Source organism: Kitasatospora sp. NPDC048540 (assembly GCF_040651175.1).
Taxonomy (GTDB): domain Bacteria; phylum Actinomycetota; class Actinomycetes; order Streptomycetales; family Streptomycetaceae; genus Kitasatospora.
In genome coordinates, this window is sequence record NZ_JBEZIR010000015.1 from 58,325 (window position 1) to 74,541 (window position 16,217).

Genomic DNA, 16,217 nt, shown 5'->3' on the forward strand with positions numbered 1-16,217 from the left:
CGTCAGTTCTCCCGCCAGACGGCGATTCGCCAGCGTGCCACCCAGCCGAAGACCAGTCCGGTGAGCAGGCCGGCCAGGGTCAGGGTGAGCAGCAGGATCCAGCCGCGGCCCAGGCCCATGGCCGGACCGTCGGGGGCGGGCGAGGCGGCCGCCACGTCCACCGTGAGCTCCAGTGGCAGGCCGGGGTCGGCCTGCACGCCGGGCTGTGCGGCGAAGGAGTTGCTGACGATCAGGCAGACCGTACCGTCGGCCGAGGGCCGGCCGGCCGCGGAGGCCGCCGCCGAGGACTTGCCGGAGGGGGCGGAGGGGCTGTCGGAGGCGTCCGGCGCGTCGGGGGCCGACCAGCGCACGCCGGTCGAGGCGACGTCGGTCCGGCCGCTGCCCGCGTCGCTGCCGCGGACCAGTTCCTGGCCCGCGGTGTCGGTGGCCTGCAGCAGCACCCCGTAGTCCCGGGCAACCGCCCGGTCCGGGGTGACGCTGACCGAGGCGCGCAGCTCCTGGCCGGCCTTGACCGGCACCCGGTAGACCCGGTGCTCGGAGAACTTCTCACGGTCGGTGTAGACGCCGGGGGTGAGCACCGGCGCGGTCTCGCACTTGTCGGTGCCGGAAGCCTTGGCGGGCGTCACGTTGTGGGTGTCGGCGGCGCGGCCGACCAGCTGCTTGACCTTCTGGGTCAGCTGCTCCTGGGTGCGCACGTCGGTGTAGGTGCCGCCGGTCGCGTTGGCGATGCAGAGCAGCTGCTGGCGGGTCTTGTCGTCGTGCGCGAGGCCGAGGGTGTCGACGACCAGCGGGATGCCCCGGGCGGCGAGCTCACGGGCCACGTCGCACGGGTCCGGCGGGGCGCAGGAGTCCTCGCCGTCGGTGATCAGCACCACCCGGCGGGTGGTCGGGCCGTCGCCGAGGTCCTGGGCCGCGCCGCGCAGGGCCAGGCCGATCGGGGTCCAGCCGGTGGGCCGCAGGGTGGCCACCGCGGTCTTGGCCTCGACCTTGTCGGTCTTGCCGACCGGGAAGAGCTGCTTGGTGTCCTTGCAGCCCTCGGTCTTGTCGTTGCCGGGGTAGGTGGCGCCCAGGGTGCGGATGCCGAAGTCGGCCTCCGGCGGGAGCGCGTCGATGACGTCGCTCAGCGACTTCTGGGCGACCGAGATCCGGCTCTTGCCCTGGATGTCCTCGGCCCGCATGGAGCCGCTGACGTCGAGGACGAGGTCGACCTTGGGGGCCTCGCGGGTGGCGGCGGGTGCGCCGCCGCTGGGTTCGTCGGCGTGGGCCGGGAGGCCGCTGAGCACCGCACCGGCGGTTATCGCCAGTGCGGCCAGCAGGCCTGCCGGCCGGGCCGGCCGTCGGGAACTGGTGGTCGTCACGGCCCGATCCTATGGATCATCAACTGGGAACACCCAATGTGCACCGGATCCGCGAACTTCCCTTGCCCGGGAAGGGATCGGACACCGCCGAGGGGAGGTCGGGCGGCGCGGCGGGCGGGTGCGGCGGTCCGGCAATATCGGACACGCCGACAGGAAGCCCTATAAATATGGCTAATTCTCGTTAGGGTGCTCGAAGAGCCGGACCGGAGCCCGACCGAAGGGCCCGGCCCCCGCACCCGCCGGAAGGACCCCGCCCGTGAGCAACCTCTTCGCCATCGCCTACCCGGACCTCGCCACCGCCCAGAAGGTCCGGGACGAGACGGTCGGCCTGCAGAAGCAGAAGCTGATCGAGCTGGAGGACATCGTGGTCGTGGAGCGCCGCGAGGACGGGAAGATCAAGCTGCACCAGATGGTCTCCACCACCGGCGCGGGCGCCGCCACCGGCGCGCTGTGGGGCGGGGTGATCGGGCTGCTGTTCTTCATGCCGTTCCTGGGCGCGGCGCTCGGCGGGGCCACCGGCGCCGCGGTCGGCGCGTCCGCCGACGTCGGGGTGGACGACACCTTCATGCGCCAGGTCGGCCAGCACCTCCAGCCGGGCAGCGCCGCCGTCTTCCTGCTGGTCCGCAAGGCGACCGCGGACAAGGTGGTCCCGGCGCTGGCGCCGTTCGGCGGCGAGATCATCCAGACCTCGCTGACCACCGAGGAGGAGGAGCACCTGCGCGAGGCCGTCAAGGCCGCGCAGGGCGCCGCGGTCTGAGCCGGCCGGCCGCAGCGGCCGGACAGGGGCGGACCGGGCGGCGACCCGGTCCGCCCCTGTCCGCATCCCGGGACAGCACACGAGCAGGACCGCAAGCAGGACCTGAAGCAGGACAGGACGGCCCGTGGCCACACCCTCGGCGACCGCCCGGGCCGGCGCCCCCGCCGGACGGCCGGTCCGCACCCGGCGCAACACCGAACTCGCCCTGCTCGTCGCAGCCGTGCTGATCCCGGTCTTCGGCTACGCCGAGGTCGGCGCCAACCTGGACGGCCGGGTGCCCTCCGACGCCGCCGGGTACGGCACCGCGCTCGGCGTCCTTGCGCTGCTCGCCCACGCGGTGGTGCGCTGGAAGGCCCGGTACGCGGACCCGCTGCTGCTGCCGATCGGGATCCTGCTGAACGGGATCGGACTGGTCGTCATCTACCGGCTGGACCGGGCCACCCCGGGCAGCGCGGCCGCACCGACCCAGCTGCTGTGGTCGGCCCTCGGGGTGGCGCTGTTCATCGCGGTCGTCCTGCTGCTGCGCGACCACCGGATCCTGCAGCGCTACGCCTACGTGGGCGCGCTGGCGGCCCTGGTGCTGCTGGTCCTGCCGATCTTCTTCCCGCCGGTGTACGGCTCGCGGATCTGGATCACCATCGGTCCGCTCTCCTTCCAGCCCGGCGAGTTCGCCAAGATCCTGCTGGCGGTGTTCTTCGCCGCCTACCTGGCCGTGCACCGGGACGCGCTCGCCCTGACCGGCCGAAGGGTGCTGTGGTTCCAGCTGCCGCGCGGGCGGGTGATCGGGCCGGTGCTGCTGATCTGGGCGGCCTTCGTGGCCGTCCTGGTGCTGGAGACGGACCTGGGCACCTCGCTGCTCTTCTTCGGCCTGTTCGTGGTGATGCTGTACGTGGCCACCGCCCGCAGCGGCTGGATCGCGATCGGCCTGTTCCTGGCCGCGGTCGGGGCGGCGGGGGTCGGCTGGCTCTCGCCGCACGTGCACGGCCGGGTCACCGACTGGCTGGACCCGCTCGGCTCGATCGCCGCCGGCCAGGGGCCCAACCAGATCGCCCAGTCGCTGTTCGCCTTCGCCTGGGGCGGGCTGCTGGGCACCGGTCTCGGCGTCGGCCGGTCGATCCTGATCGGCTTCGCGGCCAAGTCGGACTTCATCCTCGCCACCATCGGCGAGGAGCTCGGCCTGGCCGGCCTGACGGCGGTCTTCCTGCTGTACGCGCTGCTGATCTCCCGGGGCTTCAGCACCGGCATCGCGCTGCGCGACCCGTTCGGCCGGCTGCTGGCGATCGGCCTGGCCGCCATCGTCGGGCTGCAGGTGTTCGTGGTGGCCGGCGGGGTGCTGGCGCTGATCCCGCTGACCGGGATGACGCTGCCGTTCATCGCCCAGGGCGGCTCATCGGTGGTCACCAACTGGATCATCGTGGCGCTGCTGGTGCGGATGAGCGACCTGGCCCGCCGGCCGCCGCCCGCCGAGGCGGCCTGATGCGCCGCCGCGGCCGGTCCCGGGGCGGACCCGGCTCCCCGGGCGGCGGCCCGCAGGGCCTGCCGGGCATCTCCACCACCGGCCGGCGGGCCGGGACCTTCTGCGTGCTGCTGATCGTCGCGCTGATCGCGCAGGCCACCCGGGTCCAGGTGTTCCGCAAGGACGAGCTGGACCACAACCCGGCCAACCAGCGGCTCACCGTGCAGCGCTACGACCAGCCGCGCGGCAACATCCTGGTGGACGGGCAGCCGGTGACCGGCTCCACCCCGACCGGCGGGCGGTTCGACTACGAGCGCACCTACACCGACGGCCCGCGCTACGCCGCGGTCACCGGCTTCTCCTCCCAGACGTACGGCAACACCCAGCTCGAGGGCGTCTACGACGACCTGCTCTCCGGCACCGACAGCCGGCTCGCCGGGTGGGCGCTGTGGGACGCGGTCAGCCGCCGGCAGAACCCCGGCGGGGACGTGGTCACCACCCTCGACCGGGCGGCCCAGGATGCCGCGGTCAAGGGCCTCGGCCGCCAGCAGGGCGCGGTCGTCGCGATCGAGCCGGCCACCGGCCGGATCCTCGCGCTGGCCAGCACCCCCTCGTACGACCCGGGCAGCTTCGCGGGCTCCGGCGCAGCCGACCGGCGGGCCTGGGACCGGCTGCAGGCCGACCCGGACCAGCCGATGCTCAACCGGGCGCTGCGTCAGATCTACCCGCCCGGCTCGACCTTCAAGGTGGTCACCGCCGCCGCCGCGCTCCAGGACGGCGTGGTGAGCGACCCGGCCGCGCCCACCGGGGCGCCCTCGCCGTACGTGCTGCCCGGGACCACCACCACCCTGGTCAACGACACCGCGGCGTGCGACCGGCCGGACCTGCCGCTGGACACCGCGATGGTGCTGTCCTGCAACAGCGTGCTGGGCTACCTCGGGGTGCAGGTGGGGCAGGAGGGGATGGTGTCGATGGCCGAGAACTTCGGCTTCAACGACGCGTCGCTGGACGTCCCGGTCCGGGCCGCGCGCAGCAACTTCGACACCGAGATGGAGCCCTCGCAGCTGGCACTCTCCTCGATCGGCCAGTTCGACACCGCGGCCACCCCGCTGGTGATGGCGATGGTCGCGGCGGGCGTCGCCAACGGCGGCCGGGTGATGTATCCACAGCTTGTGGACAGACTGACGAAGTCCGACGGGACCGCCGTCCAGGTCATGCGGCCCGAGCTCTACAAGGAGGCGATGGGCGCGGCGGTGGCCGGGCAGGTGCAGGGGCTGATGACGGACGTGGTCGAGCAGGGCACCGGGCGGGCCGCCCGGATCCCCGGCGCCACCGTCGGCGGCAAGACCGGCACAGCCCAGCACGGGGTCGGCAACTCCGGGGTGCCGTACGCCTGGTTCATCTCCTGGGCCCGCCCGGCGGGGTCGGCGGGCCCGCCTCCGGTCGCGGTGGCGGTGGTGGTCGCCGACAGCGACGCCACCGATGTGACGGGCGGCAGGCTGGCCGCGCCGATCGCCCGGTCCGTCATGCAGGCGGTCCTGGACGAGGGCTGACTTCGCGGAGATATGTCCGTAAATGTCCATCGACACGCGACGATCCGTACAAGCCGGACCCTGCCGGGTGCCGATTGCACCACTGGTGCTTTCGCGGGGTACTGTCCCATCTTTGTTCGGTTGGTCCCGTCTGTGGCACCCCCAGGCCGCCGGGTGACCGGCCGCGCGATCCACTCTCCCCCCGACCGGAAAGATCCGTGCTTTGGCCAGCAAGACCGCCCTCAGCCGGCAAGTCCTCAGACGCAAGCCCGTCGCCACCCTGATCGCCGAGAGCGAGGGGCGCGAGGCTCCGGCCGCCGGCGCCCCCGAGGGCGGCGACCGCTCCGGCATCCACCTGCGGCGCTCGATCGGGCTCTGGCAGCTGTCCGCGATCGGCATCGGCGCGACCGTCGGCACCGGCATCTTCTTCGTGCTCAGCGACGCGGTGCCGCAGGCCGGACCGGCCGTCGTGGTGTCCTTCCTGCTGGCCGCGGTCACGGCCGGGCTGACCGCCCTGTGCTACGCCGAGATGGCGTCCGCGATCCCGGTCTCCGGCTCCTCGTACTCCTACGCCTACGCCACCATGGGCGAGCTGGTCGCCTTCGGCGTCGGGGTCTGCCTGCTGCTCGAGTACGGCGTGTCGGCGTCGGCCATCGCGGTCAGCTGGGGCGAGTACCTGAACAAGTTCTTCGACCTGGTGTTCGGCTTCCGGATCCCGGCCGCGCTGGCCGACCCGCCGGGCGGCGGCGGGTACTTCAACCTGCCCGCGGTGATCCTGGTCGCGATGGTGGTCACGCTGCTGATCCGCGGGGTGAGCGAGTCGGTCAAGGTCAACACCGTCATGGTGGGGATCAAGATCGCGATCCTGGTGCTCTTCGTGGCGATCGGCCTGACCGGCTTCCAGGCCGACAACCTCAGCAACTTCGCCCCGCACGGGTGGAGCGGCATCAGCGCGGCCGCCTCCAGCATCTTCTTCTCGTTCATCGGCCTGGACGCCGTCTCCACCGCCGGCGAGGAGGTCAGGAACCCGCGCCGCACCCTCCCGCTGGCGATCATCATCGCCCTGGTGGTGGTCACCCTGCTGTACGTCGCGGTCGCGGTCACCGCGGTCGGCGCGCAGCCCTGGCAGGACTTCGAGGGCCAGCAGGCCGGGCTCGCGCAGATCCTCCAGGACGTCACCGGGCAGAGCTGGCCGGCCACCCTGTTCGCGCTCGGCGCGATCGTGTCGATCTTCAGCATCACCCTGGTGGTGATCTACGGCCAGACCCGGATCCTGTACTCGATGGGCCGCGACGGCATGCTGCCCCCGCGCTTCGCCCAGGTCTCCCCGCGGACCGGCACCCCGGTGTGGAACACCCTGGTGGTCGGCGTCGCGGTGGCCCTGCTGGCCGCCTTCGTCCCGCTGGACGTGCTGACCGACCTCACCAGCCTGGGCACCCTGGTCGCCTTCTCGGTGGTGTCCGTCGGCGTCATGGTGCTCCGCCGTACCCAGCCGGACCTGCCGCGCGGCTTCAAGGTGCCGCTCTTCCCGGTCGTGCCGCTGGCCAGCCTGGGCTTCTGCATCTACCTGATCAAGGGGCTGCACGGCACCACCTTCGCCGCCTTCGGCGTGGCGCTGGCGGTCGCCGCCGTCGTGTACTTCGGGTACAGCGTCAAGCACTCGAAGCTCGCCCTAACCCGTTCCGCAACGGACCCGGCAGCGGACCGCTGAGCCGGTCCGGGGCCGCCGGCGAAGGCCGGCGGCCCCCACCCGGGCCGAAGCTCCACAGAACAAGCGCGCCGAGTGCGGGGACAGCGCACACGCAACCGCCTAATCTTCCTGCCATGGTGAGCACACGTCCGCAGTCCCCCGCCGGGCAGGCCGACTGCGCCGTGCGCGGGAGCCACGGCTCAGGCGGCGACGGGAAGGTCCCCCGACAGCGCGCCCCACGCGGCCGCGACCCCGGCCGGTGGGCCGGACACCGGGGCGTCCAGGCCCTCGGCTGCCTGGTCGCGGCCGGCTGGGCCGAGGCGTTCCCGCTCGTCTCCGACCTCTCCAACCAGGTCTTCTGGGGCACCGTCGCCGCCCCGACCTACGCGCTGGCCGCCCTCCTGTGCCTCACCCTGCCGCCACGCCTGGGCCCGCGGGCCGCCGCCCTGGTGGCGCTGGCCGGCGCGGTGCTGGCGCCGCTGATCCTGCTCGCGGTCCAGGGCCGCCACCAGTCCGAGGTGATGGTGGTCGAACGCTCCGCCCACCTGCTGCTGCACACCGGCAGCCCGTACCTGGCCGACCCGGTCCAGGTCACCGACTACAACCCGTACCTGCCGGCGATGGCCCTGTTCGGGATGCCCCGGGCGGCCCTCGGCTCCGGCAACCCGGTCACCCTGGTGCTCGGCGACGCCCGGATCTGGTTCGCCGCCACCCTGCTGGTCTGCCTGCTGGCCTGCTGGCGGCTGCTGCGCCCGGCCACCCCCGACCGGGCGCCGCTGCTCCCGCTCGCCGCGCTGACCGCCTCCCCGCTGATCGCGCTGGCCCTCGCCGTCGGCGGGGTCGACCTGCCGCTGATCGGCGTCTGCTGCCTGGCGATGGCGCTCGCCGCCCGTGGCCGTCCGGTCTCCGCCGGGCTGGTCCTGGCGCTGGCCTGCACCCTCAAGTGGACGGCCTGGCCCGCGCTGCCGGTCGCGGTGCTGCTGCTGTGGCGGCTGTACGGCCGCCGGCCCGCCGCCCGCGCCGCCGTGGTGGCGCTCTCGGTCACCGTCGCGGTGATCCTGCCGACCGCGCTGAGCGCCGGCCGCGAGCTGCGCGAGCAGGTGGTCCGCTTCCCGCTCGGGCTGACCGCCGTGCACACCCCGGCCGGCAGCCCGCTGCCCGGCAAGGTGCTGGCCGGGCTCGGCCCGACCGGGCACACCATCTCGCTCACCCTGCTGTGCCTGGCGGGCCTGGCCGTCGCGCTGTGGCTGCTGGCCTACCCGCCGACCTCCGCGGTCGCCGCCTGCGACCTGCTGGCCGCCGGGCTGGCGGTGGCCTTCATGCTCGCCCCGGCGGGCCGCTTCGGCTATCTCGCCCTGCCGACCGTCCTGGTGATCTGGCCGCGGCTGGCCACCCACAGCTGGGGCTGGCGCGGCGGACGGGGGAGCCGCCACACCCCGGCGGTGCTGGCCGGGGTGTGACGACCGGGCGGACGGCCCGGCCACCGGGCTCAGCCGTTGCCGATCTGCAGCAGCTTCACGGCGGCCGGACCGGCGGCGTCGGCGCCGTGCCCGCCGGCCTCGACCTCGGCGGCGACCGCCAGGTTGCCCCGGAAGGCGGTGAACCAGCTGTTGGCGGCCGCCTGGTTGCCGACCTCCGCCGTGCCGGTCTTGGCGCCGGCGCCGGACGCCATGCCGGACATCAGCTTGGCCGCGGTGCCGGTGCGCACGGTCTCGTTCATCACCGTCCGCAGGCCGGTCAGCACGTCGGCGGACAGCTGACGCTTGGCCGGGGTCTGCGGCAGGCCCGCGATCAGGATCGGCTGGCGGAACGTTCCGCTCTGCACGGTGGCCGAGACCGAGGCCATGGCCAGCGAGTTGGTCTGGATCCGGCCCTGACCGATGAACTCGGCCACCATCTCGTTGGCGCCCTTGGGGGCGGGGACGGCGGTGTCGAAGTTGGACAGGCCGGTCTGCCAGACCAGGCCGAGCCCGAACACGTCCTTGGCCATCGCGGGCAGCGTGTCGTTCTTCAGCCGCGCCTTGCCCTCGTTGATGAAGGCGGTGTTGCAGGACTGGGCGAAGTCCTGGCGGAACTTGTAGTCCAGGTGCGCGTCGGGGAAGTCGTTCTTGAAGTCCTGGCCGCCGACGTTGGTGCCGTCCGGGCAGGCCACCGGGGTGTCCGGGGTGACCCCGGCCTCCATCAGGGCCGCCGAGGTGATGACCTTCATGGTGGAGCCAGGGGCGATGGAGGCGCCGAAGGCACGGTTCTGGCCGTTGGTCGGGGCGTTGGCGAAGGCCAGGATGTTCCCGGTGCTGGGCTCGACCGCCACGATCGAGGACTTCAGCGTGCCGCCCTTGGAAGCCTCCTGGACGGCCGCCTCGGCGGCCTTCTGCAGGTCGGCGTCGATGGTGAGCTTCAACGGCGGCGCGGGCTTGGGCTCGACGATGGTGAACACCGTCTCCGGCTTCGCCTTGCCGGTGTCGTCGCTGATCACCACGGCACTGCCGGCGGTGGCCGAGCCGTCCGGCGCCGGCGCCTTGATCTGGCCCAGCTGCGCCGTGATCGAGGGGAAGTTCAGTGCCTTGTTGTGGCGGTCGACCACCGTGGTGGCCTGCGCGGTGACCGGCTTGACCGCGATCGACTCGCCCGGGCCCAGCTTCGGGTGGACCACGCCCGGGATCCAGTGCACGGCCGCCTTGCCGTCGCTCATCTTCACCATGCCGAGCACACCGTCGTAGCTCCAGGCGGTGCCGGTCTGGGCGAACTCGACCTTGGCCTTGAACGAGAGCGGCACCTGGTGGTCCGGCACCGGGGCGGCCGACGCCGTACCCGCCGGGGCGGACGGCGCCGAGGAGGCGGCCGGGGCGGCGGTGGCCGGGCCACCGGGGGTGAGCGTGATCGCGGTCGGCGCCACCTTCTGCTGGAAGGCCCCCAAGGTGGTGACCGCGTCCCCCGGGGCGTCGGTCAGCGCCGCCGCCGCCTCCAGGTCGCCCTTGGCCCACGCCTCCAGGAAGGCCTTGGCCCCGGCCGCCGCCGCGTCCGCACCGGGCGCCTCGGCGACCACCGTGCGGGGGCCCGCCTTGGCGCCGCCGCCGACCGCCGTGGCGATGTTGTACGCCCCGTAGCCGGCCACCGCCAGCATGGCTGTGGCGACCGCACTGATGCCGATCTTGGCGCCCTTGTTCATGGTGTGTGTTCCCCCGTGTGATCAGGCCGATGGACGGCCCTGACACCCTACGCACACACCTCGCGTCCACCCCGGCACCACACGTCACCTGTGACACAGCTGGTACAGACGACCGGGCCCGGACCGGGTCAGATCCAGCTGGTGAACCACATCCGGCCGCGCCAGTCGTCCATCGGGATCGTCTGCCCGGTGTACAGCGGGTAGAAGTACAGGAAGTTCCACATCACCGCGAGCACCAGCAGGCCCGCCGCCGCGCCGCCGACCAGCCGCCGGTCCGGCGAGGCACCGGCCGGGCCGAGCATCGCGCCGATCATCATGGTCACCGCGAGCACCACGAACGGCACGAAGGCGACCGCGTAGAACAGGAAGATCGTCCGCTGCTGGAAGAACATCCACGGCAGGTAGCTCGCGGCCAGCCCGCACAGCACCGCCCCGGCCCGCCAGTCCCGCCGCAGCAGCCACCGGTACAGGCAGTACGCCAGCGCCACCACACCCGCCCACCACAGGATCGGCGTGCCGATGCCCAGCACCTCGCGGGCGCACTCGTTGGCGGTACAGCCGGACTCGCCGAACTTCGGCGACTCGTAGAAGAAGGACACCGGCCGGCCGACCACCAGCCAGCTCCACGGGTTCGACTGGTAGGTGTGCGGGCTGACCAGGCCGACGTGGAAGTCGTACATGGTCTGGTGGTAGTGCCACAGGCTGCGCAGCGCCTCGAACTGCGGCATCGGCAGACCGAGCAGGTGGTCCGGCAGGACGTGCGGCTGGGTGGCCGCCCAGTCCCGGCCGTAGCCGCCCTTGCCGGGCTCGGTGCTGCTCAGGAACCAGCCGGTCCACGACGCCAGGTAGACCCCGACGGTGATCACCAGCATCAGCGGGCCGGCCACCAGTGCGTCCCACAGCCCCCAGACGGCCCAGTGGCGGCTGCCGGCCACCTTCCGGGTGCCCATGTCCCAGGCGACGCTCAGCAGGCAGAACGCGACCAGCACGTACAGGCCGCTCCACTTGGTGGCGGTCATCAGGCCGAGGCTGACCGCCGCGGCCAGCCGGTACGGGCGCCAGCCGGTGAACAGCCAGTCACCGCCCGGCCGCTCGGCCAGCCGGCGGGCCACCAGCCCCCGGGTCCGGTCCCGGTCCAGCAGCAGGAAGCCGAACGCGGCCAGACCCCAGAACATCACCACCAGGTCCAGCAGCGCCGAGCGGCTCAGCACGAAGTGCAGCCCGTCCACCGACAGCAGCAGCCCGGCCACGCAGCCCAGCAGGGTCGAGCGGAACAGCCGGCGGCCGATCCGGGCCAGCATCAGGATCGACAGCGTCCCGAGCACCGCGGTCATGAACCGCCACCCGAACGGATGCATGCCGAACAGCTGCTCGCCGATCCCGATGATCCACTTACCGACCGGCGGGTGGACGATGTACGCCGGGTCCGCCCGGTACGGGATGGTCTGGTGCGGCGCCATGATCTGGGAGTTGGCGTCGTCCGCCCAGCTGGTCTCGTAGCCGCCGCGCCAGAGCGAGTAGGCGTCCTTGGCGTAGTACGTCTCGTCGAAGATCAGCGCGTGCGGGCCGCCGAGGCCGGCGAACCGCAGCACCCCGCCGAACACCGCCACCAGCAGCGGGCCCAGCCAGCCCGACCAGCGGCACAGCCAGGACCACAGCGGACCCGGCAACTGCAGACCGAGCCGCAGCAGCAGGGGCGAGGGCGGCACCCGCCGCGGGGTCACCCCCGGGCCGTCCGGCATCGGCGGCACCAGGAACTCCGCCGGATCCGGGCGCCGGGGCGCCGGGTAGCCGAGGCCGGCCAGCCGCCCGGCCCAGCCCGAGGGGGCCGTGCGCGCGGCCGGGACCCCGGCCGCGTCGAGCACGGCCACGCCGGCCTGCTCGGGGTGGTCCACGCCCACGGGCGTCGGGGGTGCGATGTCGCCGCTCACGCGCCACATCGTAGGGGCGCGGGGTGAGAGCGGTACCCCTACCTCCGCAGCTGCCCGATTGCTCCCCGAATCGGCCACAGGTCCGTACCGGCCCCCGCGCCTGCGAGGATGGCCGGGTGACAGGAGTACTGGTACTTGCGGGCACCCCCATCGGCGACGTCGCGGACGCGCCGCCCCGGCTGCTCACCGAGCTCGCCTCGGCGGACGTGATCGCGGCCGAGGACACCCGGCGGCTGCGCCGCCTCACCCAGGCGCTCGGGGTGACCCCGGCCGGGCGGGTGGTCTCCTACTTCGAGGGCAACGAGGTGGCCCGCACCCCCGAACTGGTCGAGGCGCTGCTCGGCGGCGCCCGGGTGCTGCTGGTCACGGACGCGGGCATGCCCTCGGTCTCCGACCCCGGCTACCGGCTGGTGGACGCGGCGGTCACCGCGGACATCAAGGTCACCGCCGTGCCCGGCCCGTCCGCGGTGCTCACCGCGCTGGCGCTGTCCGGCCTGCCGGTCGACCGCTTCACCTTCGAGGGCTTCCTGCCGCGCAAGGCGGGCGACCGCTCCCGGCAGCTGGCCGAGGTCGCCGCCGAGCCGCGCACCATGGTGTTCTTCGAGGCCCCGCACCGGATCGCCGAGACCCTCGCCGCGATGGCCGAGGCCTTCGGCGCCGAACGCCCGGCCGCCGTCTGCCGCGAACTCACCAAGACCTACGAGGAGGTCAAGCGCGGGCCACTGGCCGAGCTGGCCGCCTGGGCCGCCGACGGTGTCCGCGGCGAGATCACCGTCGTGGTGGCGGGCGCCCCGCCGGCCGCCCCGGAGCAGTTCGGGCCCGAAGAGCTGGCCCGCCGGGTGGCCGTCCGGGAAGAGGCCGGGGAACGCCGCAAGGAGGCCATCGCGGCCGTCGCCGTCGAGCTCGGCCTGCCCAAGCGCGAGGTCTTCGACGCCGTGGTCGCCGCCAAGAACAGCGGCTGAGCGCGCGCTGCACCGGCGCTGCGCCCGCGCTGCGCCGGGCGGAAAACCGCAGCTCGGCGCGGGTGCCCGCAGCCACGGCGGCGCGTACCTTGGAGGGAAGCACCCCGCAAACGTCCGGCTCGCGAAGCTTTGACCGCGAGTTGGTACAACGCTCGCCAATTCGGGCCCAAGAGTTGACAAGCCGGGTAGCGGGCGGGGCCGTCCGGGCATTTCCTGGGATGGAAAGACCCGAGCCGGGCGCCTCGCCCGGCGGGCACTGGGAGACGGCTATGAGCGACACGATCGGTAGCCCTCTGAGTGGGAACGCACCGAGCGGCCCCGGACTGACCACCCGGACCCGCACCCCGGTCGAGACCGTCCGGGAGGCCTACTCCTTCGCGTGCCTGAGCTGCGGCTACGGCTGGGAGCAGGCCTACGACATCGAGCACCACGTGGCCCAGGACGGCCACATCGTCTTCGAGTACCACGCCAACGGCGTGCGGGTGCCGTCCCCGCTGCGCCAGCCGAGCTGCCCGGGGTGCGGCGGACACACCGTGCGGATCATGCGCGAGGGCCGGGTGGCCAGCGCCGAGCACCAGGAGCACACCGCGCCGGGCTACCCCTCGCACGCCGGTCCGGCCACCCCGCCGCCCGCCCTGCTGCCGCACACGGAGGCCCGGCGGCGCTGGTTCCGGCGTGCGGCCCGGCACACCGACCAGGGGTCCTGACGACGACGGCCGCGCGCGGGAGCCGCCCGCCCGTTAACCGGTCGAGGGTGGTTCCTTCGCGCGGCTAAGATTTCTGACCATGGCGGCCACTGCAGACGACACCACCACCGACGCCCCGCGCTCGGCGTACTACGTCACGACCCCGATCTACTACGTGAACGACCGCCCGCACCTGGGCCATGCGTACACCACGGTGGCGGGCGACGTGCTGACCCGCTGGCACCGCCAGCGCGGCGAGCGGACCTGGTACCTGACCGGCACCGACGAGCACGGCCAGAAGATCCTGCGCACCGCGGAGGCCAACGGCGTCTCCCCGCAGGAGTGGTGCGACAAGCTGGTGGAAGAGGCCTGGAAGCCGCTCTGGCGGCACCTCAACATCGCCAACGACGACTTCATCCGGACCACCCAGGAGCGGCACACCGCCCGGGTGCAGGAGTTCGTCCAGGACCTGCACGACAAGGGCGAGATCTACAAGGGCGGCTACTCCGGCCCGTACTGCGTCGGCTGCGAGGAGTACAAGCTCCCCGGCGAGCTGCTGCCCGGTGCGACCGAGGACGAGAAGCTCTGCCCGATCCACAAGAAGCCGGTCGAGTGGCTGGAGGAGGAGAACTACTTCTTCCGGCTCTCCGCCTACGGGCCGAAGCTGCTGGAGTTCTACGCCGCCAACCCGGACTTCATCCAGCCGGCCTCGGCCCGCAACGAGGTGCTGCGCTTCGTCGAGCAGGACCTCAAGGACCTCTCGATCTCCCGCTCCACCTTCAACTGGGGCGTCCCGCTGCCCTGGGACGAGAAGCACGTGCTCTACGTGTGGGTGGACGCGCTGCAGAACTACATCACCGCCGCCGGATACGGCTCCGACCCCGAGCGCTTCGCCGAGCTGTGGCCGGCCTCGGTGCACCTGGTCGGCAAGGACATCCTGCGCTTCCATGCGGTGATCTGGCCCGCCATGCTGATGGCGGCCGGCCTGCCGCTGCCCAAGCGGGTGGTGGCCAACGGCTGGCTGATGGTCGGCGGCGAGAAGATGAGCAAGTCCAACCTGACCGGCATCGCGCCGCAGGACCTCACCTCGCACTTCGGTGTGGACGCCTACCGGTACTACTTCCTGCGGGCCATCCCGTTCGGCACCGACGGCTCGTTCTCCTGGGAGGACTTCACCGCCCGGTACACCTCCGAACTGGCCAACGACTACGGCAACCTGGCCTCCCGGGTGGCGGCCATGGTCGGCAAGTACTTCGACGGGGTGCTGCCGGCCGCGACCGCCGCGGGCGCCGCGGAGCAGGCCGTCGCCGAGGGCCTCGCCGCCGCGGCGAAGACCGCCGACCAGAAGATCGGCGAGGAGCTGGACTTCGCCGGCGGCATCGCGGCGGTCTTCGAGTTCGTGAAGCTGGTCAACGGCTACCTGACCGAGCAGGAGCCCTGGAAGGTCGCCAAGGACACCTCCGAGGAGGGGCAGGCGCGGCTGGCCACCATCCTCTACACGGCGGCCGAGGCGCTGCGGGCCACCGCCGTGCTGCTCAACCCGCTGATGCCGGAGAGCTCCGAGAAGCTCTGGGAGTCGCTGGGCGCCGAGGCCTCGCTCGGCTCGCTGGCCGGGCAGACCATCGGCACCGTCGCCGACTGGGGCCGGCTGCCCGCCGGGTCGCAGGTCACCAAGGGTGACATCCTCTTCCCCCGCCTCGAAGAGAAGCCTGCTGCCTGACATGGCGAAGAAGGACGCGGACCGCACCACCCCGCCGCCACTGCCCGCCCCGCTGGCGGTGGCGGTGGCCGACTCGCACACCCACCTGGACATGCAGTCCGGCACCCCGGCCGAGGGGCTGGCCAAGGCCGCCTCGGTCGGGGTGACCGCGGTCGTCCAGGTCGGCTGCGACGTGGCCGGTTCGCGCTGGGCCGCGGACCTGGCCGGGGAGTTCGAGCAGGTGCACGCCGCCGTGGCGCTGCACCCCAACGAGGCTCCCCGGCTGGTCCTCGGCGACGGCGACGGCTGGTCCCGGCAGCACCGCGGCGCGGGCGGCGACGCGGCGCTCCAGGAGGCGCTCGCCGAGATCGACCGGCTGGCGGCCCTGCCGCAGGTCAAGGCGGTCGGCGAGACCGGCCTCGACTACTTCCGCACCGGGCCGGAGGGGGTGGACATCCAGAAGGAGTCCTTCCGCCGGCACATCGAGATCGCCAAGCGGCACGGCAAGGCCCTGGTGATCCACGACCGCGACGCCCACGAGGACGTCATCGACCTGCTGCTGGCCGAGGGCGCGCCCGAGCGCACCGTCTTCCACTGCTACTCCGGCGACGCCGCGATGGCCAAGGTCTGCGCCGAACACGGCTGGTACCTCTCCTTCGCCGGCCCGGTCACCTTCAAGGCCAACCAGGAACTGCGGGACGCCCTCGCCGCCACCCCGCTCGACCGGATCCTGGTGGAGACCGACGCCCCGTACCTGACCCCGCATCCCTACCGGGGCCGCCCCAACGCGCCGTACCTGATCCCGGTCACCTTGCGCTCGATGGCCGACACGCTGTCGCTGCACGAGGACGAGCTCGCCACCATGATCGCGGCCAACACGGCCCGCGCCTTCGCCTACTGAGCCGACCGACTGGATGCGTCCGCCGTCCAGGGGCCGGACGTACGACGTGCCGTACCCGGTCGAGATCGGTCTGAAG

General features: G+C 72.9%; 12 protein-coding genes. 9 read left to right on the forward strand and 3 right to left on the reverse strand.

What is annotated here, in order from left to right; genetic code table 11:
- Positions 1 to 2 precede the first annotated feature (2 nt).
- Entirely contained in the window at positions 3 to 1,358 is a 1,356-nt protein-coding gene (locus AB0D08_RS09095; protein ID WP_033819902.1) for a VWA domain-containing protein, read from the reverse strand.
- 256 nt (positions 1,359 to 1,614) lie between these two features.
- Here AB0D08_RS09095 and AB0D08_RS09100 point away from each other — a divergent pair, with 256 nt between their 5' ends.
- From AB0D08_RS09100 to AB0D08_RS09120, 5 genes are all read left to right on the forward strand, one after another.
- Positions 1,615 to 2,115 carry a DUF1269 domain-containing protein gene (locus AB0D08_RS09100; RefSeq protein WP_033819903.1) on the forward strand — a complete coding sequence of 167 codons (501 nt, stop codon included), beginning with the start codon at positions 1,615 to 1,617 and terminating at the stop codon, positions 2,113 to 2,115.
- A 124-nt stretch (positions 2,116 to 2,239) separates the two neighbouring features.
- A complete protein-coding gene (locus AB0D08_RS09105) occupies positions 2,240 to 3,592 on the forward strand; it encodes an FtsW/RodA/SpoVE family cell cycle protein (RefSeq protein ID WP_359887215.1) in 1,353 nt (450 codons plus the stop codon).
- Positions 3,592 to 5,124: a penicillin-binding transpeptidase domain-containing protein gene (locus AB0D08_RS09110; RefSeq protein ID WP_359887218.1), complete on the forward strand. Its 1,533-nt coding sequence runs from the start codon at positions 3,592 to 3,594 to the stop codon at positions 5,122 to 5,124. The genes AB0D08_RS09105 and AB0D08_RS09110 overlap by 1 nt, the downstream gene beginning before the upstream one ends.
- 202 nt (positions 5,125 to 5,326) lie before the next feature.
- Positions 5,327 to 6,814, forward strand: a complete 1,488-nt coding sequence (locus AB0D08_RS09115; protein WP_033819905.1) for an amino acid permease — start codon at positions 5,327 to 5,329, stop codon at positions 6,812 to 6,814.
- 113 nt (positions 6,815 to 6,927) lie between these two features.
- Positions 6,928 to 8,253 carry a glycosyltransferase 87 family protein gene (locus AB0D08_RS09120; RefSeq protein WP_051812164.1) on the forward strand — a complete coding sequence of 442 codons (1,326 nt, stop codon included), beginning with the start codon at positions 6,928 to 6,930 and terminating at the stop codon, positions 8,251 to 8,253.
- Positions 8,254 to 8,282: 29 nt separating this feature from the next.
- Here the strand turns inward: AB0D08_RS09120 and AB0D08_RS09125 are convergent, their stop codons facing one another.
- Together AB0D08_RS09125 and AB0D08_RS09130 are read right to left on the reverse strand one after the other, a co-directional pair.
- Positions 8,283 to 9,962: a penicillin-binding transpeptidase domain-containing protein gene (locus tag AB0D08_RS09125; protein ID WP_359887220.1), complete on the reverse strand. Its 1,680-nt coding sequence runs from the start codon at positions 9,960 to 9,962 to the stop codon at positions 8,283 to 8,285.
- A gap of 128 nt (positions 9,963 to 10,090) precedes the next feature.
- Positions 10,091 to 11,893, reverse strand: coding sequence for a phospholipid carrier-dependent glycosyltransferase (locus tag AB0D08_RS09130; RefSeq protein WP_359887222.1), 1,803 nt, complete (start codon positions 11,891 to 11,893; stop codon positions 10,091 to 10,093).
- A gap of 116 nt (positions 11,894 to 12,009) precedes the next feature.
- On the opposite strand from AB0D08_RS09130, the gene rsmI reads away from it, so the two are divergent.
- The 4 genes from rsmI to AB0D08_RS09150 all read left to right on the forward strand — a co-directional run bounded on the left by rsmI (position 12,010) and on the right by AB0D08_RS09150 (position 16,141).
- On the forward strand, positions 12,010 to 12,855 hold the full coding sequence (rsmI, locus tag AB0D08_RS09135; RefSeq protein ID WP_359887224.1) for a 16S rRNA (cytidine(1402)-2'-O)-methyltransferase: 846 nt from the start codon (positions 12,010 to 12,012) through the stop codon (positions 12,853 to 12,855).
- A gap of 269 nt (positions 12,856 to 13,124) precedes the next feature.
- Positions 13,125 to 13,562 (forward strand): hypothetical protein, encoded by a 438-nt coding sequence (locus AB0D08_RS09140; protein ID WP_051812166.1) that lies wholly within the window; start codon positions 13,125 to 13,127, stop codon positions 13,560 to 13,562.
- 79 nt (positions 13,563 to 13,641) lie between these two features.
- A complete protein-coding gene (gene metG, locus AB0D08_RS09145) occupies positions 13,642 to 15,261 on the forward strand; it encodes a methionine--tRNA ligase (protein ID WP_359887226.1) in 1,620 nt (539 codons plus the stop codon).
- Between the two features lies 1 nt (position 15,262).
- The gene (locus AB0D08_RS09150) at positions 15,263 to 16,141 is read left to right on the forward strand and encodes a TatD family hydrolase (RefSeq protein WP_033819908.1); all 879 of its coding nucleotides are present in this window, start codon (positions 15,263 to 15,265) and stop codon (positions 16,139 to 16,141) included.
- Positions 16,142 to 16,217 lie beyond the last annotated feature (76 nt).

Excerpts from the sequence above, each read along its gene's own strand:
- metG (WP_359887226.1), top strand. The coding sequence starts at position 13,642 with ATGGCGGCCACTGCAGACGACACCACCACCGACGCCCCGCGCTCGGCG.
- AB0D08_RS09140 (WP_051812166.1), top strand. The coding sequence starts at position 13,125 with ATGAGCGACACGATCGGTAGCCCTCTGAGTGGGAACGCACCGAGCGGC.
- AB0D08_RS09120 (WP_051812164.1), top strand. The coding sequence starts at position 6,928 with ATGGTGAGCACACGTCCGCAGTCCCCCGCCGGGCAGGCCGACTGCGCC.
- AB0D08_RS09150 (WP_033819908.1), top strand. The coding sequence starts at position 15,263 with ATGGCGAAGAAGGACGCGGACCGCACCACCCCGCCGCCACTGCCCGCC.
- AB0D08_RS09110 (WP_359887218.1), top strand. The coding sequence starts at position 3,592 with ATGCGCCGCCGCGGCCGGTCCCGGGGCGGACCCGGCTCCCCGGGCGGC.
- AB0D08_RS09125 (WP_359887220.1), bottom strand. The coding sequence starts at position 9,962 with ATGAACAAGGGCGCCAAGATCGGCATCAGTGCGGTCGCCACAGCCATG.